The organism is Intrasporangium flavum (assembly GCF_001956915.1).
GTDB lineage: Bacteria > Actinomycetota > Actinomycetes > Actinomycetales > Dermatophilaceae > Monashia > Monashia flava.
Genome location: NZ_MLJO01000022.1, coordinates 52,188 through 73,485, shown reverse-complemented (window position 1 = coordinate 73,485; position 21,298 = coordinate 52,188). Strand labels below are relative to the sequence as shown.

The window sequence follows — 21,298 nt, the reverse complement described above, 5'->3', positions numbered from 1 at the left end:
CCTCAACGGGACAGGCCAAGCCGGACCTGGCGCATGTACTCGTCCTGGTAGAGCCGCAGACCCACGAGGTCGATCCGGAGCACGCGGTCATTGCCGAGCGTGACCGCGTTCCTGCTCAGGTTGTCCGCGGTGGCGTTGAGCCCCTCGCGGTGCTGGGCGCCGTCGATCTCGACGACGAGACGAGACGCGTCCCACCGCACGTCCAGGTAGATCCGGCCGCGCGGGCCCCGGCGCACGAGCTGCCTGCTGGGCTCGGGGAGCCCCTCGGTGCGGCACATGCGGGCGAAGTCGAGCTCGCCCAGGGACTGCACGCCGTCAGCCGCGTCGAGCAGGATCCGTCTGATGAACGCGCGGCGTCGACGCCCCGGCATCCGAGCGCTGGTCTCCAGCATCCGCTGGGGGGTCGCCAGCCCCTGCTGCACCGTCATCAGCAGCACGAGGGCCGCCTGCCGATCCGACATCGCCCACGAGGCGGCCCGCAGGGCGGCGACGTCCGGTCTCGTCCGCGGCAGGTCGGAGACCGCGAGCTCGTCCGGGAGCCGTCGGATCACCTTGTGCAGGCGAACCCCCGTCAGGCGCTTGACCGATGCGGTGTGCACCACGGACACGTGCACGTGCTCGTCGACGTAGTTGCGCAGGCCAGCGACCTGGAGCGCGGTGACCCCGTCGAGTGCCGCGACCTCGGCGCCCGTCTCCCAGAGCGCGCACCGGCGCCGCGCATCGACGTCGAGGGGACCCGTATGCAGCGCGACGCTCTGGAGTCCGTGGCGCCGCCAGCGACCCGCACGGATCTCGGTCCGGATGTCGACGTAGTTCAGTCCCGCGGCCTGCAGGGCATCTCTTGACGTGATGCCTCCGGTCGGCGCAGCCACGTCCTGCGCCAGGGCGCGCCGTTCTGGTCCTCTCACGTGCTCGACCTTGGACGCCCACCCCGATGGACAGGAACCCCCGTCTCCGCCGCTGTGGACGAGCCCAAGGACGAGCACGTGGGTGTGGAAGCACGGGTCGAGGTATTCGCCGACCGCATGTGGTCGCGGAATACCTCGAACGGGGGAGAGGGGGGTGGGGCGGGGTGGACGGGGTCGGGGGGGTGCGGGCGGGCGCCGGTAGGCTGGGGGCCGTGAGCGACGCCCCCATCACGTATGCCTCAGCCGGAGTGGACGTCGAGGCGGGTGACAAGGCCATCGAGCTGATGAAGGAGTCGGTCCGTCGCGCGACCCGACCCGAGGTGGTCGGCGGCCTCGGCGGCTTCGCCGGGATGTTCGACGCGAGCGCCATCGCCCGCATGACCCGCCCGATCCTCGCCACGAGCACCGACGGCGTCGGCACCAAGGTCGCGATCGCCCAGGCGCTCGACCGGCACGACACCATCGGCTTCGACCTCGTCGGCATGGTCGTCGACGACATCGTCGTCTGCGGGGCCGAGCCGCTCTTCATGACCGACTACATCGCCACGGGCAAGGTCGTGCCCGAGCGGATCGCCGCCATCGTCGGCGGCATCGCCCGGGCCTGCGAGGAGGCCGGCGTGGCCCTCGTCGGCGGCGAGACCGCCGAGCACCCGGGCCTGCTGGAGCCCGACGAGTACGACGTCGCGGGCGCGGCCACCGGCGTCGTCGAGTTCGCCGACGTGCTCGGCCCGCAGCGGGTGGCCGACGGCGATGTCGTCGTGGCGCTCGCGAGCAGCGGCCTGCACAGCAACGGCTACAGCCTCGTGCGGCGCGTCGTCGCGAGCGCCGGCTGGCAGCTCGACCGGCACGTCGACGAGTTCGGCCGCACCCTCGGCGAGGAGCTGCTCGAGCCGACGCGCATCTACACCGGGCCGCTGCTGTCGATCATCGGCGACGACGGCGTCGAGATGCACGCCCTGAGCCACGTCACCGGCGGCGGGCTCGCGGCCAACCTGGCGCGCGTCCTGCCCGCGGGGACCTTCGCCCGCCTCGACCGCTCGACGTGGACCCCGCCGGCCGTGTTCCGCACCGTCCAGGACCTCGGACGCGTGCCGCAGGCCGACATCGAGCGCACCCTGAACCAGGGCGTCGGGTTCGTCGCCGTCCTGCCCGAGGCGCACGCCGACCGCGCCATCGAGCTGAGCGAGGCAGCGGGCATCACGGCCTGGCGCCTCGGCGAGGTCACGACGGAGGAGTCGGCGGTCTCGACGGGCATGGTGGAGCGCGACGTCGAGGTGGTCCGTGGCGCCAAGGGCGTCGACGGAGGCGCCGTGCAGGTCGTCGGGGCGCACCCGACGCGCTGAGCGGCGCCCCGACGGACCCGCGACGAGCCTCGACGACCCGACGAGCGCCAGCCTGCACCTGCCGAGGGCAGGCTCAGGCCGACGGACCACTCGGGCCCGAGGGCCCGGACGCGTGATCAGGGTGGAGACGACCACGTGCCGGGTGACGAGTCACCCGGCACCTGTCGAGAAGGCTTGAGGGGACGAGCTCAACGCTCGCCCGACGCCCACTTCCCGTAGTCGTCGTACTCGTTCTCGCTGGCTGGGGCCGGTGACTCGTTGTCACCGTCCCGCTGAGACGAGCCGTGCAGCTCGCGCTCCAGCGCGCCCAAGTCCGTGTTCGGCGTGTAGTACTTGAGCTGCCGTGCGACCTTGGTCTGCTTGGCTTTGGCTCGGCCGCGCCCCATGGCGTGACCCCCTCATGCGTCGTGCCGGGGCGGCATCGCTCGGCGGGGAGACTCTCGGCTCTCCGTCTTCCGCGTAGCGGCCCCGGGATGTGTGGTGTCTGCGTGGTGCTAACGCTACATGAGCGAGGCAAATCGTGCCCGCGCCCACCCCGCATTCCAGCTGCCCGATGCGGACGATCCGGCAACGATCCGGCCTCGCCCCCGCGCCGACGGCATGACGGGCCGATGACATGAGCCCCACCCGCCGGTGACGGGCCCTCTGCCGGCAGGGGCGGAGGGCCGGCCGGGGGCCGTCAGGGCCGTCAGGGTGACGTGACGCAGGCCACGTCGGGTGCCCGGTGCCCAAGCCCCCACCGGGCCTGCGAAACGGGAAGGATGCGACCTGGCCTCGGAGAACAGGGGATCCGGAGCCGCCCGACGGGGTGCCCCGCGTGGTATACACCATCGCCCCGCTTCGCGCGTCGATTTGAGACTTTTCGGGGTTTAACTGCCATTCAGGCGCTCGAGACTTTACCCTTGCTTTACTGAGCCCCGGTTGGGGCACATGCGTGTCGCTGCACCTAGCGACAGGGTGGTGGGGATATGACAATGACGACTCAGGATCGGCACGACACCGAAAAGCTGCTCACGCCTGCCTAGGTCGCGGCCCTCTTCCGGGTTGACCCGAAGACGGTCACCCGTTGGGCCAAGGCCGGCAAGCTCACCTCGATCCGCACGCTCGGCGGTCATCGCCGGTACCGCGAGTCCGAGGTCCGCGAGCTGCTCGGCGGTGGGCACTGACGCGCCGGAACCAGGGGGAACCGGTCGACGACACGGGGGAGGGGTGCCAACGGTGCCCCTCCCTCACTCGTTCCCGCGCTGCTCGCGGCACGGGTCGGGTGCTCGGCCTCGGCGTGCCGTCGGTGGCGCGCCCTAGGGTCGAGGGATGACGACTCCGCAGATCAGCGCCATCACCCTCGGGGTCCGCGACGTCGAGGCGTCGCGCGACTTCTACGTCGAGGGCCTCGGCTTCCGTCTCGTCCTGCACCTTCCGGGTGAGATCGCCTTCGTCCAGTGCGCCCCGGGTCAGCTGCTCGCGCTGTGGAACGTCACGTCGATGCCGAGCGAGTACGGCGACGTCGGCCACGGCACCCAGGCGCCCCCGATGTCGTTGGGGCACAACGTCGCCGACGCGTCCGACGTCACCCGGCTCCATGACGCCGCCGTCGCGGCCGGGGCCACGAGCGTCACCTCTCCCGCGCTGCGCGAGTGGGGCGGCACGAGTGCCTGCGTCGCCGACCCCGACGGCTTCCGGTGGGACTTCGTGCACAACCCGAACTTCCGCGTGGGCGCCGACGGCACCGTCGAGCTGGGCGACTGACGCGTCAGCCCAGCCGCGCGCGCCACGGGTGGTCGGGTGCGTGCTCGGCGACGAACCGGGCGAGCAGATCGCGGGCGGCGTCGTCGAGCAGCGGGAGGGCGGCCTCGAGGTCGGCGTCGTCCTTGGGCCGGCCCGAGGCCACCTTGTGGACGAGGACGTGCTCGGGGCGCAGGTAGCGGATCCCGTCGCGGACCCACGTGACCTCCTCGAGCGGGACGACGAGGGAGGCGTCCCGCTTGGACTGCCAGCGACCGTCGAGGTCGGCGTTGAGGAGCACCTCGCCGCGCCAGGGTGCGAGGGCGTGCTCGCGGAACCACACCTGCCCCGAGTCCTCCGGCATCGCGCGCCCCGCGGCCAGGTGCAGCAGGCCGGCGTCGCTCGCGGACCAGAGGTGGAAGCGGGCGCCGAGGTGCTCGCGCAGGACGGGCAGGTCGCGGCGGAAGACCGACAGGTCGATGTCCTCGTGGTGGCGGTGGACGCCCGTCCAGGCCTCGATCGCCCAGCCGCCGGCCACCCACCACGGGGCGTCCATCCCGGCGAGGAGGTCACGGGCCTCCTCCGGCGTCAGCGGGTCGAGGGGGCCGTAGACGCGCTGGAACTCCTCCTCGCTCATCCGGGCCTCGTCGGCAGCGGGGGCCGTGGCGTCAGGGGCGTCGTCGGCGTCGGGAGCGTCGGCGTCGTGGGGCTGGCTCGTCGGCACGGCGCCACGCTAACGCGGCGCCCGGCCACCCGCGCCGCACCGGGCGTGGGAGGGGACGTGCCGACGCCGACGCGTCAGTGGCCGAGGGCACGCAGCTGCAGGCGCAGGGCGAGGCGCGTCTCGGGGTCGTGCAGGTCGAGGTCGACGACGTCGGAGAGGCGCTGCATCCGGTAGCGCAGCGTGTTCGGGTGCACGTGCACGGCCCGGGCCGCGGCGCGTGGGTCACCGGGGTGGTCGAGCCACGCCGCGACGGTGGACAGGTAGGCGGTGCCGTGCTCCTCGTCGTGCAGGCGCAGCGACTCGACCGGGCCGAGCAGCTCCTCGGTCCAGATCCCGCTCAGCGCCCGGGCGTTGGTCACCGCGGCCCAGGCGTCCTCGACGGTGACCGTCGTGCCGGTGACGCGGCCCGCCTCGCGCAGCCGCTGCACCTCGGTGGCTTCGCGCCGTGAGCGGTCCAGCTGCGCGACCCGCGACACGCGTCCGCCGGCACTCGCGGTCGCGGTGGGCGTGACGCCCGCGACCTCGGTGACGACGCCGAGCAGCCACTCCCACGTGCCGGGCGTCGTGTCGCCCGGCACGTCGCGGACGAGGGCGAGCGCGACACCGTCGAAGATCGCGAGGAGCGGCTGGCGCCACGACCGGCGCCGGGCCGCGGACTCCCAGACGTCGAGCTCTCGCTCGGCCGTGCTGCTCGCCCTGCCTCCGGACGCCTCCGGCCCGGTACCGGTGTCGGCCGGGGCCTCGTGGGCGCCGGCCAGCACGGCCACCCGCCACGGCGGCGGGGGCAGCCAGCCCTCGGCCTCGGGGCTGTCGCCGCTGAGCACGGCGCGCACCCGGTCGGCCGCGACGCGACGCGCGAGGTCGGCCTGCGAGCGGAGCCGGAGCAGGTGCAGCGCCACGACCGACGCGGTCTGGGCCAGGGAGCGTCGCACGGCCTCGGGCGGCTCGTCGTCGACGACCGCCCAGATCGAGCCGAGCCACTCGGTGCCGGCACGGACCGGCACGACGAGCCGCGCCCCGAGGTCGCGGCCCGCCGGCACGAAGAACGGCTCGTCGGATCTCGCCAGACGCCGGAAGACGCCGCGGCCGCGGAGCGAGGCGATCACCTCGTCGGGCACGCGGCGGCCCACGATCGTCGAGACGCGGGCCGGGTCGGCGACCGCCTGGGCGGAGGAGTAGGCGAGGACGCGGGACTGGGTGTCCTCGATGGTGATCGGGCCGCCGACGAGCGCGGCGCAGGCGTCAGCCAGGGCGAACAGCTCGTCGAGCACCGGTCCCTCGGCGCGCACCGCGGGTCCGCTCGCCGCCCGGTCGAGCACGCCGCGCAGCAGCCACACGACGTGGGCCCACGACGCGTGGTCGGCCAGCTCGACGAGCGCGACGCCGTGCCGGCGGGCGGCCGCGCGCACCTGCGGGTTGCGGGCCGCGCCACGGCGCAGCACCACGGCCCCGACGTCGACGCCCGCGGCACCCTCGAGCAGGGCCGCGGCGTCGGCGGGACGGTCGACGCCGACGCCGAGCAGCAGGTCGCCGGCCTGGCCGAAGACGCCGGAGCCGGGCTCGGCGAGGGTCACGTCGTCGACGGTGCCGGCGCCGGCGTCGACGACGACCGTGAGCAGGCCGCCGCCGATGGTGCCGACGAGCTGCGAGACGGGCAGCCCGACCGAGCTCGTGGAGGAGGTGCGGGTGGCGGCGCGGCGCGAGGTGCCGCGGGTCGTGGCCATGCCCCATGGTGGCACGGCGGTTGTGCCCGGCGCACAACGATCGGCCGGAAGTCTGGCGGAGGAGCACCACGGGCACTGGCCCGGGCGGCCCGACCATGGTCGTGGGCGCCACCCCACCGGCGCCCACCCAGCACCACTGCACCGCACGCGCGCACGGCCCCACGTCGAGCGATCGAGCCCGCGCACCAGCCCCGACCACCAGGAGTCGAGCCCATGGCCGCAGCCACAACCCCGTCCGTCCCCTCGGCGCACCCCGCCCCCGAGCGCGTCGCCGTCGTCGGCGCCGGCATGGTCGGGCTCGCCACCGCCTGGTTCCTCCAGGAGCGCGGCGTCGAGGTCACCGTCATCGACCGCGAGGGTGTCGCCGCTGGCGCGTCCTGGGGCAACGCCGGGTGGCTGACGCCGGGCATCGCGACGCCGCTGCCCGAGCCCGCCGTCCTCAAGTACGGCCTGCGTGCCGTGCTATCGCCGACCTCGCCGGTCTACGTGCCGCCGAGCGCCAACCCCGACTTCCTGCGCTTCGTCACCGGCTTCACCCGCCACAGCACGATGACGGCGTGGAAGAAGGCCATGGGCGCCCTCGTCCCGGTCAACGACCTGTCGCTCGCCAGCTTCGACCTGCTCAAGGACGGCGGCGTCGACGCCGAGACGTACGAGGCCAAGTCGTTCACCGCGGCCTACCGCACCGCCGAGGAGCGCCAGACCCTCCTCGAGGAGATCGAGCACATCCACGCGTCGGGCGGCGACATCACCTTCGACGTCCTCTCCGGCGACGAGGCGCGCGCCGTCGAGCCCGCGCTCTCGGAGAACATCGGCGCCGCGATCGTGCTGCACGGCCAGCGCTTCATCAACCCCGGCGCGTTCGTGGCCGCGCTCGCCGACTCGGTGACCGCCCGCGGCGGCAAGATCGTGACCGGCAGCGCCGTCACGTCCATCACCGACACCGCCACCGGCGTCGTCGTCACCAACGACTTCGGCCAGGCCGAGCAGTACGACGCCGTCGTCGTCGCCACCGGTGCGTGGCTCGGCAAGCTGGCCAAGGAGTTCGGCGTCAAGCGCGTCGTGCAGGCCGGTCGCGGCTACTCCTTCAGCGTCGAGGTCGAGGACCTGCCCAACGGGCCGGTGTACTTCCCGGCCGCGCGCGTTGCGTGCACGCCCGTCGGTGACCGCCTCCGTGTCGCCGGCATGATGGAGTTCCGCAAGCCCGAGGCCGCCCTCGACCAGCGCCGCATCGGTGCCATCGTCGAGTCGGCCCGCCCGCTGCTCAAGGGCGCCGACCTCGACCACCGCCAGGACGAGTGGGTCGGCTCGCGCCCCTGCACCATCGACGGCCTGCCGCTCATCGGCGCGACGCGCAGCTCGAAGGTCTTCGTGGCCGGCGGCCACGGCATGTGGGGCATCACGCTCGGCCCGGTCACCGGTCGCCTGCTCGCGGAGCAGATCGTCACCGGCTCGACCCCCGACGAGCTGCGCCCGTTCAACCCGCTGCGCTGACGCGGGTTCGCCTGGGAGGGAGCAGGGCCCGCTCGACGGTCGACGTCGAGCGGGCCCTCATCCATCCCCCGGGGACGTGGTTGGCGGCGCTCAGGCCTGGGAGGCCGGAACCCGGTTGACGGTGCACACGAACCGCTTGACGACGCCGTTGTCGACGAGGTCGCCCGCGGTCAGCGCTGCGGCGACCTCGTTCGTCGCGTCGATGACCCCGTTGCCGTCGAGGTCGCCCGACGCGAGCGCCGCGGCGTACCCGTGGGGCGCGGTGACGGCGTGCACGGCCCAGCGACCGCCGTTGAAGTCGCGGTAGCCGGGCGCCGAGGTGGCCACGCTGCGCTGGAGGGCGCCGAAGCTGTAGATGGTGTCGAAGCTGCTCTCTGGGGCCCCGGTGCCGGTCAGGTCGGTGGGCGTCGCCACGGTGCGGTACAGCACGTGGTCGACGTAGAAGGCCGGCCCCGAGACGCCGGCCGACGCGGGCCCCGCTGCGACCGTGGCCAATGCCGCGCCGCCTGCCAGGACGGCCGACGCCACAGCTGCGAGGTGACGGATTCGCTTGTGCTTCATGGTTTCTCCTCGTGAGCCGGTCGGGTGACCGGGTTCCCCACGATTCAAGTCCGAGGGCGCCGGCGACTCCATGACGTCGTCGTTACGGCGTTCTTACGAGGTGCTGACGTGCCCGCGCCGAGGGGTCGCGCCAGCAGTGCGCCGGGCCGCCGGCGACCTATCCTGAGCCCGTGGAGACCGTGCTCGTCGTCGAGGACGACACGACCGTGTCCGGCGTCGTCGCCGCCTACCTCGACCGGGCGGGTCTGGGCGTCGAGGTGGTCGTCGACGGCCGGGATGCCGTCGCGTCGGTCGTGCGCCGACGCCCCGACCTCGTCCTGCTCGACGTCATGCTCCCCGGGATCGACGGCCTCGAGGTGTGTCGCCGGGTGCGCCGGCTCCACCCCGACCTGCCCGTGGTCATGCTGACGGCTCGGGGCGAGGAGCACGACCGCATCGCCGGGCTCGAGCTCGGCGCCGACGACTACGTCACCAAGCCCTTCAGCCCTCGCGAGCTCGTCCTCCGGGTGCAGTCGATCCTGCGCCGCGCCCGGGCCGCCGACGCGTCCGCCACCCCGGCCGCCCCGGCCGCCGCCGACCCGGGCGGGACGGTGCCCGCGGAGGTCCTCGTCGACGGCGACCTCACCGTCGACGGCGCCGGTCGCCGGGTGCACCTCGGCGGCGCCGAGACGGCCCTGACCACGCGCGAGTTCGACCTGCTCGCCTGGTTCGTCGGGCACCCGGGACGCGTCTTCACCCGCACCGACCTCATGCGGTCGGTGTGGGGCTGGGAGTTCGGCGACGAGTCCACGGTGACCGTCCACGTCCGACGGGTGCGCGAGAAGGTCGAGGCCGACCCGAGCGCGCCGCGGCGCCTCGTGACCGTCTTCGGCGTCGGCTACCGGTGGGACCCGGCCTCGCCGGTCACCCCCTCGACACCCGGGCTCCCCGGCGACGCCGCGGCCACGGATGCGGCGGGAGGCCGGTGATGGACGCGGCGGGTGCGCAGGCTGTCCTCGTCTCCGCCGGGGTCGCGACCGTCGTGGGGGTCGCGGGGGTCCTCGTCGTCCGCTTCGCCACCCGACGCCCGACCCTGCGAGCGGCCGTCGCGGCGGCCCTCGCCACCCCGCTCGTCGTCGTCCTCGCCGTCGGCGCCGGCATCTACGCCGGCTCGCGGGCGATGCTGCTGTCCGAGCACGACTCGGCGCTCGTCCTCATCAGCCTGCTCGCGACGGTCCCCGTCGCGGTCGCGGCCGGCTGGGCCGTCGCCCGGCACGTCCAGCACCTCGGCCGCGCCATGTCGCGCGCCGAGGAGGCCCGGCTGCGCGACCAGGCGATGGAGGAGCGCCGGCGCGAGCTCGTCGCGTGGGTCTCGCACGACCTGCGCAGCCCGCTCGCCGCGATCCGGGCGCTGGCCGACGCCCTCGAGGACGGCGTGGCCCCCGACCCGGAGCAGGCCTTCGCCCAGCTGCGCCGTGAGATCGCCCGGCTCGACGCCATGGTCGGCGACCTGCTCGACCTGTCGCGGATCACCGCCGGCGACGTCGCGCGCGACCGGGCGCTCGTCGACCTGTCGGACGTCGTCTCCGACGTCGTCGCCGCGGCCCGCCCGGTGGCGGCGCGGGTCGGGGTGTCGGTGGTCGGCACCACGTCGGGCACGCCGACCGCCGACCTCGACGCCCGCGACGTCACCCGGGTCGTCGACAACCTCGTCGCCAACGCCGTGCGGCACACCGCCCCGGGCAGCACGGTGCGGGTCGACCTCGCCGTCGACGGCCCGGACGCGGTGCTCGCCGTGTCGGACGCGTGTGGCGGCATCGCCGACGACGTGCTCCCGCGCGTGTTCGAGGCGGGCTTCCGCGGGTCGCCGGCCCGCACGCCCACCGGCACGGCCGGAGCGGGGCTGGGGCTGGCGATCGTGTCGGCCGTGGTCGGGGCCTATGGCGGCACCGTGACCGTGGCCAACGTCGGTGCCGACGGCGCCCGCGGCGACGCGACGACCCACGGCGGGCCCGAGTCCGTCGAGGGGCCCCGCCCGCCGGTGGGTTGCCGCTTCGAGGTGCGCCTGCCCCTCGACGGCAGGCCGCCGCAGCCCACCCCGCGGGCGACCCGTGCGCACGACGAGGGCGCCGCTGCCTCGACGCCCTGACCGACCGTCGACGGCTCATGCCACCGAGATCGCACCGAGCACGTCGGTCGGTGTCAGTCGGAGCCGCGACCCTCTTCGTCCGAACCGGGTCCGGTTGCGCCGGAGTCGGATCCGCTGTGCGAACCGTCGTCGGACCGGGTGCCCGACCCGTCGTCGGACCGGTCCGCGGAGCCGTCGTGGGAGTCGTCCCCAGAGCCGTCGCCGGAGCCGTCGTCGGAGCCGGTGCCCGACCCGGAGTCGTCGGACTCGTCGTCGTCCCCACCGCCTTCGCCGGAGTGGTCGCTGCCGGACGGGTGTCCGGAGCCGGACGACTCCGACGCGTCGTGGCCACTCGTGCTCCCGCTCGTGGTCGTGTGGACCGCCGCCGTCCCGGAGTCCTCACGGCCGTCGTCGTCTCGCGAGTCCTCACGCCCGTCCTGTCGTGAACCCGAACCGGCCGGCCTCGTGCCGGACGAGGCGGTGCCGCTCGCGCCGCCGTGGCGCGTCGAGCCCCGGTCGGCCGCGCCCGGGGTGGTCGGGGCGACGGCGCCGGCACCTCCGGTGGTCTCGACGACGCCGACGGGGGAGTCGAGCCGGTGGCGTGCCGCCGCCAGGGCGCCGGCCACCCCGGCCAGTCGGGCGCGCACGGCGTCGACCCCCAGCGTGCCGCCCACGGGGTCGCGCACCCCGTCGAGCACGTCGGCGGCCTGGGCGAGCAGCGACTCGGCCCGGTCGAGGCCCGCGGTCGTCGGCTCGGCATCGGGCGGCGCGACGAGTCCCTGGGCCTCCGCGACGAGGGCCTGCGCGCGGACGAGCGCCACGGGCGCGGCCGGCAGCACGGGCGAGGGCAGGGGCGGCCGGGTGTCGTGCGCGGCGGGGACGAGCCCGAGCGCCACGCAGGCCGCGGCCGCCACGAGGACCCGCGAGGCGATGACCGCGTGACGATGCCGCCGGCCCGCGCTCAAGGGCGCCGGCGTCGGCCCGAAGGTCCTGGCGCCTGACGCGCTGCCGGCCGGGGTGCCCGGGTCGGGGGTGCGCTCGGGCACGGCGCCGACCTGCGACGGGGCGAGGCCGGCCGCGTCGTCGGCGGCACGGGCCAGGCGCAGCAGCGCCTCGGTGGCGCCGTCGCCCGACCCGGCCTCCGGCGCCCGGCGCTCGGCGAGGCGGTCGAGGAGGAGGTCGTCGGCGTGGACGGCGGCGAACGGCTCGGGGCGGGTCATGACGCGTCCTCCTCGAGTCGTCGGCGCAGGGCACGCAGCGCGCGGTGCTGGGCCACCCGCACGGCCGTCGGCGTCATGCCGAGCAGGCCGGCCACCTCGTCGGCGGAGAGTCCGTCGACGACGCGGAGCAGGAGGATCTCACGCTGGCGCTCGGGCAGCCCGCCGAGCGGGGCCAGGGCGCGGGACAGGTCGTCGCCGGTGACGGCGCGCTGCTCCGGCGTCGGGTCGGCCGACGCCGCGTCGGGCACGACGCCGGCGAACTCGCGGGCCCGCGCCAGCGTGCGGCGGGCCATCGACACCTTGTTCGCGGCGATGCCGAAGACGAAGCTGCTGAAGGGGACCCCGCGCTCCTCGTAGCCGGGTAGCGCGTGGGCCAGGGCGAGGCAGGCCTCCTGGGTGACGTCCTCGGCGAGCTCGTCACCGAGGCGCGTGACGCAGTACCGGTGGATGCGGGGCCGGAACTCGGCCAGCACGGCCTCCACCGCGTCGGGATCGCCCGACCGGCCCCGTCGTACGGCGTCGCGCAGCAGTGGCTCGTCCATGTCCTGTCCGCGTGGGTGGTCCGCGTGGTGGATGGAATCGGACATTACACGCGCACCGGGCGTAACGCCGGGCGATCGCGCGGCAATGTACGGGCGCACCCGGCCCCGGTCAGGCCTCCACCCACGGAAGGACCGAAACCCATGAAGCAGCGGCTCGTCCAGCGCAAGATCGTCCTCGGCGTCGGCGGCGTCGTCATCGCGGCGGCCATGGCCGGAGGCGGCATCGCCTTCGCCTCCGACGACACCCCGGCGCCCCCACCCGCCGTCGTGACGACCCCGGCCGCCGACGAGACGCCCGAGGCGCCCGAGGCGAGCGAGCCGGCGGAGACCGAGGCTCCCGAGGCATCGGAGACGCCGGAGGCCACCGAGACCCCCGAGGCCACCGAGACCTCCGAGGCGCCGGCACACCCCGAGGCCGCGGCCAAGGGGCAGGCCACGGCGGCTGCCGCGAAGAAGAAGGGCGTCGAGACGCGCACGGCGCACCGGTCGGCCCGTGCGGCCGCGGTGTCCCACGCCGGCGGCACCGGCACGCCGGCCGCCGACACGCCCCGCAGCCACGACGCGTCCGACGACCAGGGCGAGGACGCCGACGACCAGGGCGAGGACGCGAACGACCAGACCTCGGGCGAGGACGCGAACGACCAGACCTCGGGCGAGGACTCGCACGACTCGGGCGACGTCACGTCAGAGCACAGCGGTGACCACCGGAGCGGTCACGACAACGGTGACGACAACGGGGACGACGGCGGCGACCACGCCGGCGACGACGGCGGCTCCGACGACTGACCTGCCCCGCCCGCAGGACCCTCCATCGGGGGTCGAGCGGCCGCCCTCCCGGCCGGCCGCTCGACCGCCCGGCCTGCCTCCTCAGCTGCCCGAGAACTGACGCGGCCGCTGCAGGAGGTAGGCCGGGTGCTCGGGGACGCGCCCCGTCGCGGCCAGCAGCCGCCCGAGGGCGAGGGCCCCGTGCAGGGCGCCGCCGCGGGCCGGCGTGCGCGCCAGACCGCGCGCCGCGAGCTCCGCGTCGAGGGCGCCGGACACCTCGGGTGCGCTCAGCAGGCCGCCGGAGGCGACGAGCGTCGGGTCGGCGAGCCCGGAGGCCGCCGCGACGAGCGACTGGGCGAGCGACCGGCCGGCGTCGGCGCACACCCGCGCCGCCACGGCGTCGGTGCCGGCGGCCGCCGTGACGAGCGGGGCCACCGACGCGAGGCGTTCGGGGGCGTCGGCCCCCGTCATGACGAGGCGCGGCCACCCGGCGGGGTCACCGAGCAGCTCGGTGGCCGCGTCGAGCAGTTCGGGCGAGCCACCCGGCAGCCCGTCGAGCGCGCGCAGCGCGGCCCGCAGGCCCTCGAGGCCGACCGACGCGGCCGACCCGGCGTCGCCGAGCACGTGGCCCCACCCGTCGACGCGGTTCCATCGCGTGCCGAAGTCGGTGCCGAAGGCGACGGCCCCCGTGCCGGCCGCCACGACCGCGCCGGGTCGGACGCCGCCGAGGGCACCGACGAGGTTGGCGACGGCGTCGCTGACGACGACCGTGTGCCGGGCCCGCAGGCCCGACGCGACGGCGTCGAGCACGGCGTCGCGGTCGGCGAGGAAGAGCAGCCCGCGCATCGACCACACGACGGCGGCGTCGGACAGGTCGGCGTCGGGGAGCAGCGAGCGCGCCGACGCCACGAGGGCCGGCACGTCGATCCCGTTGGCGCCCAAGCGAACCCCGTCGGCCGTGCGGACGGTCAGCGGCCCGTCCGCGGGCCCCGACGCGTCGACGCAGGTGAGCCGCAGCCCCGACCCCCCGACATCGACGGCCACGACGCGCCTCAGCACGGCACCGCCAGGACCCCTGCTCGCACCCGCCACGCAGGCGAGCCGATCACTTCGCCATGCCGGCGGTCAAGCCCGCCACGATCTGCTTCGTGGCCACGAGGAAGAGCAGGATGAGCGGGATCGTCGTGATGACGAGGCCGGCGAAGACGGCGGAGTAGTTCGTCGCGTTCTCGCCGAAGAAGCTCGTGAGGCCGACGGGCAGCGTGTACTTGTCGTCGCGGCGCAGGAGCACGAGCGGGAAGAGGAAGTCGTTCCAGATCGGCACGAACCGGAACACCGCCACGGTGGCCACGGCCGGGCGCACGAGGGGCACCATGATCCGCCAGAAGGTCTGCCACTGGTTCGCGCCGTCGAGCGCCGCCGCCTCCTCGAGCTCGGCGGGCAGCTGCCGGAAGAACGTCGTGAGCACGAAGATCGAGAACGGCACGCCTGACGCCGCGTACATGAGGGACAGGCCGAAACGGGAGTCGATGAGGCCGAGGCCGTCGAAGAGGTAGAAGATCGGCAGGATCGCCAGGTGGATCGGCAGCATGAGGCCGGACAGGAAGAGCGACTCGAACCACCGGAACACCCGGGAGCGGCCGCGCGCGAGGGCGTAGGCCGCCATCGTCGACACCGCCGTCGAGATGACGACGGCCCCGACCGTGACAGCCAGTGAGTTGCCGAAGTACGTCGCGAAGTTGCCCGTGGTCCACGCCTCGACGTAGCTGGCCGTCGTCGGCGGGGAGGGCAGGCCGAGGGGGTCGGTGATGAGGTCGGAGTTGGAGCGGAACGAGTTGCTCACCATGAGCAGCAGCGGCACGAGGGCGAGCGCGGCGTAGCCCCAGAGCAGGATGCTCGCTCCCGCGCCGCCGACGGCGCGGCCGGTGCCCGACGGGCGGCCTCGGCCGGGGCGCGGCGACGTTCGCCGGAGGGACTCGCGGGCCGGCGCGTCGGACGACTCGGTGGTGACGACGGCCGTGGTCATGCGGTGATCCTCCGCTCGTGCCGGCGGAGCACGGCAGTGGCCGCGTACGCCCCGCCGAAGATGATGACGAACAGCACCGTCGCGAGGGCCGAGGAGCTGCCGATCGCGTCGGTGGCGCCGGAGTCGAAGGCGGTGCGGTAGAAGAGCAGTGACACGAAGTCCGTTGCGCCCGCAGGGTTTCCGGTGGAACCGCCGAACGCGTACGGCAGGGCGAAGGCCTCCATCGCGAAGATGAACGTCAGCACCGACACCGTGCCGATGGCGGGCACGAGCAGCGGCAGCGTGATGCGGAAGAAGGCCTGGCGGTGCGAGGCGCCGTCGACGCGAGCGGCCTCGGTCAGCTCCTCCGGGACGCCACCGAGGGCGGCGCCGTAGAGCAGGACCGGGAAGCCGATCCACTGCCAGACGCTGACGAGGATGACGACCCAGAGGGCGGTCTTCGGGTCGCCGAGCCACGGCAGCGCCCACGACTCGAGGCCGATGTTGGTCAGCAGCGTGTTGACCGGCCCGAAGGTCGGCGACAGGAGCAGCGTCCAGAGGTAGCCGATGACGATCGGGCTCACGAGGTAGGGCATCGCGTACAGCGTCTGCAGCATCCGGCGCGTGCGCGGACGCGTGTGCAGCAGGTAGGCGACGCTGAGCCCGATGGTGTTCTGGATGAGCATCGTGCCGACGAAGAAGAGCACGTTGTGCAGCAGGGCCCGGGGCAGGTCGGTCGTGAACGGGGCCCGCGTGAAGAGCGTGACGAAGTTGTCGACGCCGGCGAAGGCGCCGCGCGCCGTGCCCTCCCAGTCGAAGAAGGCGTAGGAGAACGCCGTCAGCATCGGGTAGAGCACGAAGACGGTGAACAGCGCGAGGGCGGGGGTGAGGAACAGCAGTCCGGTGCGACGCCTCATGAGGACCTCCTCGTGGGGGTCGGGACGGGGTGCGGCGGGTGGTGCGGGGCCAGACGGTGGAGGTACCGTCCGGCCGGCGGGTGGGGTGCCGGCCGGACGGTGGTGCGGGGCTGGTTCAGGTGGAGGCCGGGGTGGGCGCTCAGGCGCTCGGCTTGAACCAGGTCTTGACGCCGGAGTCGAGCTCGGAGCTGACGGCCGTGGCGTCCTTGGACCCGAGGAGCAGCTCCTGCAGGGCCTTGCCGAAGACGTCGGTGCCCGACGGCGAGCCGTAGCGGAAGTCGGTGAGCAGCAGGTAGGGCGAGCCGGTGTTCGTGTAGTTGTCGCTCATCTGCTTGAGCAGCGGGTCGGACGGGTTGACGCCCGGCACGGCCGAGATCTGCTTGATGTCGTCGGTGACCATCTGCCCGAAGTCCTTGGAGGTCATCCACTTGACGAGCTCGGTGGCCTCGTTCGGGTGCTTCGACCTGGCCGAGACGGCGAAGTTGCCATCGGCCCATCCTGCCGTCGTGGCCGCGGACCCGCTCGGCGAGCCGGGCGGCGGCGGCACCTGGAAGACGCCGATCTTGACGTTCGGGTTGGCCTTCTCGAGGACGCCGAGGTCGAAGGAGCCGCCCGGGATCATCGCGGCCTTCTCGGCCGAGAAGAGGGTCTGGGCGTCGGTGGCGGCGACGCCGGTGACGTTCTTGGGCATGTACTTGGCGAGGTCGCCGACGACCTTGACCGAAGCCACCCAGTCGGGGTCGGTGAAGGACTTCTTGCCGCTCAGGACCTCCTGCTGGAAGGCCTTGCCGCCGAAGCGGGGCGCCGCGAGCACCTCGTGGACGATCGGCAGCGTCCAGTCGTCCTTGGCGCCGACGGCGATCGGCGTGACACCGGCCGCGAGGAGCTTGTCGTTGGCGGCGACGAACTCCTGCCACGTGGTCGGGGCCTTGAGGCCGTTCTTGTCGAAGAGTCCCTGGTTGTAGAACATCTGCACCGTCTGGCGGGCGAGCGGGACGGAGTAGGTCTTGCCGTCCTCCTTGCCCTTGGCGCTCGCGACGACGTTCGCGTCCCAGCCGGTGAGGTCGACCTTGCCGTCCAGCGGCAGCAGCGACTTGCTGGCGACGGTCGTCTGCAGCTGGCCGTAGGAGCGGACCTGCGGCACGTCCGGGCCGTTCGAGCCGGCGAGCCCGGTGGCGAGGATCTTGTTGTACTCGGTGGCCTTGAACGCCTTGAAGTCGACGGTGACGCCCGGGTGGGCCTTCTCGTACGCCGCGAAGATCTTCTTGTAGGCGGCCTCGTCCTCGACGCGCCAGGACCACACGGTGAGCGTCACCTTGCCGTCGTCGCCACCCGAGCCCGAGCCGCTGGAGGAGGGCGAGCACGCCCCGACGAGGAGGGCGCCGGAGAGGGCGGCGAGCGCCAGGACGGTGCGGCGGCGGTGCCGCGACGGGCCGGTGCGGGGGAGGGCGGGGGTCATGGGTGCTCCTGTCGGGGTGTCCCTGCTGGTCGGGGTGCTGGGCGGGGTGGTGGGCGTCGGGTCTGCGGTCAACTGCGTCGTCACTGCTGGGGTCACGGGGTCGTCACTGCGTGGTCACGGGGTGGGGCGCCGGGCTGGTGAGGGAGACGAGGGCTCGGGCGACCGAGCCCTCGTGGTCCTCGAGGGCGTCGCGGGCCGTGGTGGCGTCGACGTGCGCGAGCATCGACAGCAGGGCCGGCTTGAGCTCGCCACCCGCGGCGTCGAGGGCGAGGCGGGCCGCGTCCGCGTCGGCGCCGGTGGCCTCCTGGAGGATGCGTACGACGCGTCCGCGCAGCTTGGCGTTGGTCGCCACGACGTCGACCATGAGGTTGGACCACGTGCGGCCGAGGCGGATCATCAGCGCCGTCGAGAACGAGTTGAGGACGAGCTTTTGGGCGGTGCCGGCCTTGAGGCGCGTCGAGCCGGTGAGCGCCTCGGGCCCGGTGCGGGCGGCGAGCACGTGGTCGGCGAGGGTCGCGAGCTCGGCGTGCGGGTTGGCGGTGACGAGCGCGGTGGTGGCCCCGAGCTCGCGGGCCCGCTCGAGCGCACCGCGGACGAAGGGCGTGCGGCCCGACGCGGTGAGCCCGATGGCGATGTCGCCGCGGCGCAGGACGTTCGCCTCCGCGCGGCCGAGCTCGGCGTCGTCCTCGACGTTCTCGACGGCCTGCAGCAGTGCGGCCGGGCCGCCGGCGTGGTGGGCCACGACGAGGCCCTCGGGAGCGTTGAAGGTGGGGCGCAGCTCCGCGGCGTCGAGGACGGCGAGGCGGCCGGAGGTGCCGGCGCCGAAGTAGTGGACCGACCCGCCGGCGCGCAGCGAGTCGACGGCGCGGTCGACGAGGAGGGCGAGCTCGGGAAGCACCGCGGCGACGGCACCGGGCACCGTGGCGTCCTCGGCGTTGAGGGCCCGCAGGACGCCGAGCGAGGAATCGGTGTCGATGGACGTCGTCCCCGGATGGCGCTCCTCGGTGGGGGCGTCCACGGTCACCTCGCTGCTCACGGTGGCGAGGTTAGTTTCCTACGCCATGAGCGTCAATGGTGTAAATGAGTAACATTCGGGTCACGGTGGGGCCGAGGCCCCACCTGCCCGACCGCCGCGCGGGCGCGCGTCAGTCGGGCAGGTGGTGGCCCGCGACGGCCTCGCGGGTCTCGGCCACGGCCTTGCGGGCCTTGCGCAGGTTGCGCTGGGCCACCGCGATGTAGAGGCAGTCGACGACCGTCAGGGCCGCGATGCGGCTCGCCGTCGCGCCCGAGCGCAGGCTCGTCTCGCGGGCGGCCGTGGCGAGGATGATGTCGGCGCCCTCCGCGAGCCGCGACACGGGGAAGTTGGTGATCGCGACCGTCGTCGCCCCGTTCGAGCGGGCGGCCGCGAGCGCCTCGATCGTCTCGGCCGTCGTGCCCGAGTGGGAGATGCCGACGGCGACGTCGCCCTTGCGCAGCAGCGTCGCGCTCGTCAGGGCGATGTGCGGGTCGTTCCAGGCGAAGGCGACAACGCCGATGCGGTGCAGCTTCTGCTGCAGGTCGGTGCCGACGATCGCCGACGCGCCGATGCCGTAGACGTCGACGCGGCCGGCCCGGGCGATGGCAGCGGCGGCCGCCGTCAGCGCGTCGCGGTCCAGGCCCTGGGCCGTCTCCTCGACGGCGCTCGCGTCGGTGAAGGCCACCTTGGCGATGATGTCGTCGACGGTGTCGCTCGCGCTGATGTCGGTGTCGCCACGCGAGAGGCTGCGCGGCTGGGCCGACTCCTCGGCGAGGGCCAGCCGCAGCTGCGGGTAGCCCGGCAGCCCGAGCCGCCGGCAGAAGCGCAGGACGGTCGTCTCGGACGTGCTCGCCGCGCTCGCGAGCTCGCTGATCGTCAGCCCCGCCGCCCGACGCGCGTCGGCGAGCACGATCTCGGCGACGCGGTCCTCGGCGGGTGACAGCGACGGGCGGATGCCCCGCAGGCGGATGAGCAGGGGGGCGCCGGCCGGCCGTCCGGGCTGGTGTGCGGCGCCGTCCCCGGCTCGGTCCTCGGTCCTCGGCATGGGCCTACGCTACGGTCTCGCGGCCGCGGAGCGCCCACCCGTCGGGGGTCAACGCGCCGGGCGTCTTCTCCCCGTCGAGCAGGATGCCGCCCGGGCCGGCGACCTCGATGTCGTCGACGGCGACGCCGCGCCCGAGGTAGCCGCCGTCGGTGACGTGCCGCCACCGCACGAGCTGGGTGCCCGACGGCAGGTCGGCCCGGGCCTGGACCCAGCGCCGGGTGCCCGAGCCGGACACGACGCCGTCGGCCGTCACCGTCGTGCCGCGGTCGCGCAGCTCGAAGGCGACCGGCGTCCAGGTGGCGCCGCCGTCGGTCGAGCGTTCGAGGTGGAGCAGGTCGGTCTCCTCGGTGTCGAGGAACAGGTCGAAGCCGAGGCGGGCCCCCGCCGCCGGGACGGGCAGCGGCTGGGTCGTCAGCGTCGAGGTCGTCGCGTTCTGGCCCCCGGTGAACCAGGCGGTGTCGCCGTGCTTCGGCCGGATGCCCATCGACGCCGCGAGCCCGTGCGCCCACTCGCGCCGGGCGCCGTTGACCGAGCCCCAGTTGCGGGACGGGTGGACCCGGTTGGTCAGGAGGATCGCGAACGAGCGGCTCGTGAAGTCGATGACGATCGAGGTGCCGGTGTAGCCGGTGTGGCCGGCGGTGCGCGGACCCGACAGGGCGTCCATGTACCACCGCTGGTTCAGCTCGAAGCCGAGGCCGTGGTCGTCGCCCGGGAAGTCGCCGTTGAAGTTCGTGATGAGCGACTCGACGCTCTTGCGCGACAGGATGCGGTGCCCTTCGTAGGTGCCGCCGTTGAGCAGGGCCTGCGAGAGCCGGGCGAGGTCGTCGACGGTCGAGAAGACCCCGGCGTGGCCCGCGACGCCGCCGAGCGACCACGCGTTCTCGTCGTGCACCGAGCCCCACACGAGGCCACGGGGCGGCGCCGACTGGTACTCGGTGGCGGCGGTGCGCTCCTTGTCGGCCGGGTTGTAGCCGGTGTCCTCCATGCCGAGCGGCGCGGTGATGCGGTCGTGGACGACCTGGTCGAGCGGGGCGCCGCGCAGCTTCTCGACCATGACGCCGAGGGTGATGAGGTTGAGGTCGCTGTAGAGGTAGGTGCTGCCCGGTGGGTTGGTCAGCGGCTGGTCCATGACGGCCTTGATCCGCGAGGCCTTGTCGGGGTACTTGCTCCACAGCGGCAGCCACGAGGTGAAGCCCGAGGTGTGGGTCAGCAGCTGGCGCACCGTGACCGACTGCTTGCCGTTCGCGGCGAACTCGGGCAGGTAGGTGGCCACCGGCTCCTCGAGCGCGACCTTGCCCTCCTCGACGAGCTGGACGACGGCGAGCGAGGTGAACAGCTTGGAGACCGACGCGAGGTCGAAGATCGTGTCGGTGCGCATCGGCACCCACTGCTCGCGCGGCAGCTCGGTGGTCGCGTTCGCGTAGCGCAGGGCCCAGCCCGACGCGTCGCGCTGGACGATCTTCCCCTCGTGGCCCATGATCCCGACCGCGCCGGCGAAGAGCGGGTGCCCCGACGCGTCCGGCTGCTCGTGGGCGTGGATCTGCGCGACGGACTCGGCGATGGGAGTCGGGTCGAGCCCGAGGCTCTGCGGCGTGGCGTCGGCCAGGACGGTGTTGGGCGGGGCGAAGCCGCGGTCGGGCTTGCTGAAGTCGTCGGCCGTGGCCGGGCTCGCGGTCACGAGCGTGCTCGCGAGGGCGACGGCGCCGATGGCGGCGACGGGTGCGGCGACGAGGGTGCGCAGGCGCAT

Annotated in this window: 20 protein-coding genes and 1 pseudogene; 7 read left to right on the top strand and 14 right to left on the bottom strand. The window is 74.1% G+C overall.

Annotated features, from left to right (window positions below; all coding sequences use genetic code 11):
- Positions 1-2: 2 nt before the first annotated feature.
- The gene (locus BIV28_RS16010) at positions 3-908 is read right to left on the bottom strand and encodes a hypothetical protein (RefSeq protein ID WP_076263483.1); all 906 of its coding nucleotides are present in this window, start codon (positions 906-908) and stop codon (positions 3-5) included.
- Positions 909-1,120: 212 nt separating this feature from the next.
- Between BIV28_RS16010 and purM the strand changes: the two genes are divergently transcribed.
- Positions 1,121-2,251 carry a phosphoribosylformylglycinamidine cyclo-ligase gene (gene purM / locus BIV28_RS16005; protein WP_076263482.1) on the top strand — a complete coding sequence of 377 codons (1,131 nt, stop codon included), beginning with the start codon at positions 1,121-1,123 and terminating at the stop codon, positions 2,249-2,251.
- Between the two features lie 188 nt (positions 2,252-2,439).
- Here purM and BIV28_RS16000 read toward each other — a convergent pair whose 3' ends face one another.
- Positions 2,440-2,637, bottom strand: a complete 198-nt coding sequence (locus BIV28_RS16000; RefSeq protein ID WP_076263480.1) for a DUF3073 domain-containing protein — start codon at positions 2,635-2,637, stop codon at positions 2,440-2,442.
- A 588-nt stretch (positions 2,638-3,225) separates the two neighbouring features.
- Here BIV28_RS16000 and BIV28_RS15995 point away from each other — a divergent pair.
- Positions 3,226-3,417, top strand: a pseudogene (locus BIV28_RS15995) (BldC family transcriptional regulator).
- A 145-nt stretch (positions 3,418-3,562) separates the two neighbouring features.
- Positions 3,563-3,997: a VOC family protein gene (locus BIV28_RS15990; protein ID WP_076263478.1), complete on the top strand. Its 435-nt coding sequence runs from the start codon at positions 3,563-3,565 to the stop codon at positions 3,995-3,997.
- Between the two features lie 4 nt (positions 3,998-4,001).
- Here the strand turns inward: BIV28_RS15990 and BIV28_RS15985 are convergent, their stop codons facing one another.
- The gene (locus BIV28_RS15985) at positions 4,002-4,697 is read right to left on the bottom strand and encodes a nucleotidyltransferase domain-containing protein (protein WP_083707418.1); all 696 of its coding nucleotides are present in this window, start codon (positions 4,695-4,697) and stop codon (positions 4,002-4,004) included.
- Positions 4,698-4,771: 74 nt separating this feature from the next.
- Complete coding sequence (locus tag BIV28_RS15980; protein WP_083707417.1) at positions 4,772-6,421, bottom strand: PucR family transcriptional regulator; 1,650 nt, start codon at positions 6,419-6,421, stop codon at positions 4,772-4,774.
- Between the two features lie 213 nt (positions 6,422-6,634).
- Here BIV28_RS15980 and BIV28_RS15975 point away from each other — a divergent pair, with 213 nt between their 5' ends.
- Entirely contained in the window at positions 6,635-7,915 is a 1,281-nt protein-coding gene (locus BIV28_RS15975) for an NAD(P)/FAD-dependent oxidoreductase (protein WP_076263476.1), read from the top strand.
- Between the two features lie 90 nt (positions 7,916-8,005).
- Here BIV28_RS15975 and BIV28_RS15970 read toward each other — a convergent pair whose 3' ends face one another.
- Positions 8,006-8,476, bottom strand: a complete 471-nt coding sequence (locus BIV28_RS15970) for a hypothetical protein (RefSeq protein ID WP_207556032.1) — start codon at positions 8,474-8,476, stop codon at positions 8,006-8,008.
- Between the two features lie 170 nt (positions 8,477-8,646).
- Between BIV28_RS15970 and BIV28_RS15965 the strand changes: the two genes are divergently transcribed.
- Together BIV28_RS15965 and BIV28_RS15960 are read left to right on the top strand one after the other, a co-directional pair.
- Entirely contained in the window at positions 8,647-9,444 is a 798-nt protein-coding gene (locus tag BIV28_RS15965; RefSeq protein ID WP_076263472.1) for a response regulator transcription factor, read from the top strand.
- The gene (locus tag BIV28_RS15960) at positions 9,444-10,604 is read left to right on the top strand and encodes a sensor histidine kinase (protein ID WP_076263470.1); all 1,161 of its coding nucleotides are present in this window, start codon (positions 9,444-9,446) and stop codon (positions 10,602-10,604) included. The genes BIV28_RS15965 and BIV28_RS15960 overlap by 1 nt, the downstream gene beginning before the upstream one ends.
- 53 nt (positions 10,605-10,657) lie before the next feature.
- Here BIV28_RS15960 and BIV28_RS15955 read toward each other — a convergent pair whose 3' ends face one another.
- Positions 10,658-11,803, bottom strand: coding sequence for a hypothetical protein (locus BIV28_RS15955; RefSeq protein WP_076263468.1), 1,146 nt, complete (start codon positions 11,801-11,803; stop codon positions 10,658-10,660).
- The gene (locus BIV28_RS15950) at positions 11,800-12,345 is read right to left on the bottom strand and encodes a sigma-70 family RNA polymerase sigma factor (protein ID WP_076263466.1); all 546 of its coding nucleotides are present in this window, start codon (positions 12,343-12,345) and stop codon (positions 11,800-11,802) included. Before BIV28_RS15950 ends, BIV28_RS15955 begins: the two co-directional genes overlap by 4 nt.
- 141 nt (positions 12,346-12,486) lie before the next feature.
- Here BIV28_RS15950 and BIV28_RS15945 point away from each other — a divergent pair, with 141 nt between their 5' ends.
- Positions 12,487-13,131 carry a hypothetical protein gene (locus tag BIV28_RS15945; RefSeq protein ID WP_076263464.1) on the top strand — a complete coding sequence of 215 codons (645 nt, stop codon included), beginning with the start codon at positions 12,487-12,489 and terminating at the stop codon, positions 13,129-13,131.
- A gap of 81 nt (positions 13,132-13,212) precedes the next feature.
- On the opposite strand, the gene BIV28_RS15940 is transcribed toward BIV28_RS15945, so the two are convergent.
- The 7 genes from BIV28_RS15940 to BIV28_RS15910 all read right to left on the bottom strand — a co-directional run bounded on the left by BIV28_RS15940 (position 13,213) and on the right by BIV28_RS15910 (position 21,298).
- The gene (locus tag BIV28_RS15940; RefSeq protein WP_242653083.1) at positions 13,213-14,154 is read right to left on the bottom strand and encodes a BadF/BadG/BcrA/BcrD ATPase family protein; all 942 of its coding nucleotides are present in this window, start codon (positions 14,152-14,154) and stop codon (positions 13,213-13,215) included.
- Between the two features lie 61 nt (positions 14,155-14,215).
- Positions 14,216-15,136, bottom strand: a complete 921-nt coding sequence (locus BIV28_RS15935; protein WP_076263461.1) for a carbohydrate ABC transporter permease — start codon at positions 15,134-15,136, stop codon at positions 14,216-14,218.
- Positions 15,133-16,032 (bottom strand): carbohydrate ABC transporter permease, encoded by a 900-nt coding sequence (locus BIV28_RS15930; RefSeq protein ID WP_076263459.1) that lies wholly within the window; start codon positions 16,030-16,032, stop codon positions 15,133-15,135. Before BIV28_RS15930 ends, BIV28_RS15935 begins: the two co-directional genes overlap by 4 nt.
- A gap of 139 nt (positions 16,033-16,171) precedes the next feature.
- Entirely contained in the window at positions 16,172-17,491 is a 1,320-nt protein-coding gene (locus BIV28_RS15925; RefSeq protein ID WP_076263457.1) for an extracellular solute-binding protein, read from the bottom strand.
- A gap of 103 nt (positions 17,492-17,594) precedes the next feature.
- Positions 17,595-18,527: an N-acetylmuramic acid 6-phosphate etherase gene (locus tag BIV28_RS15920; RefSeq protein ID WP_076263456.1), complete on the bottom strand. Its 933-nt coding sequence runs from the start codon at positions 18,525-18,527 to the stop codon at positions 17,595-17,597.
- 109 nt (positions 18,528-18,636) lie between these two features.
- The gene (locus BIV28_RS15915; protein ID WP_076263454.1) at positions 18,637-19,551 is read right to left on the bottom strand and encodes a MurR/RpiR family transcriptional regulator; all 915 of its coding nucleotides are present in this window, start codon (positions 19,549-19,551) and stop codon (positions 18,637-18,639) included.
- A gap of 4 nt (positions 19,552-19,555) precedes the next feature.
- Positions 19,556-21,298: a serine hydrolase domain-containing protein gene (locus tag BIV28_RS15910; RefSeq protein WP_076263452.1), complete on the bottom strand. Its 1,743-nt coding sequence runs from the start codon at positions 21,296-21,298 to the stop codon at positions 19,556-19,558.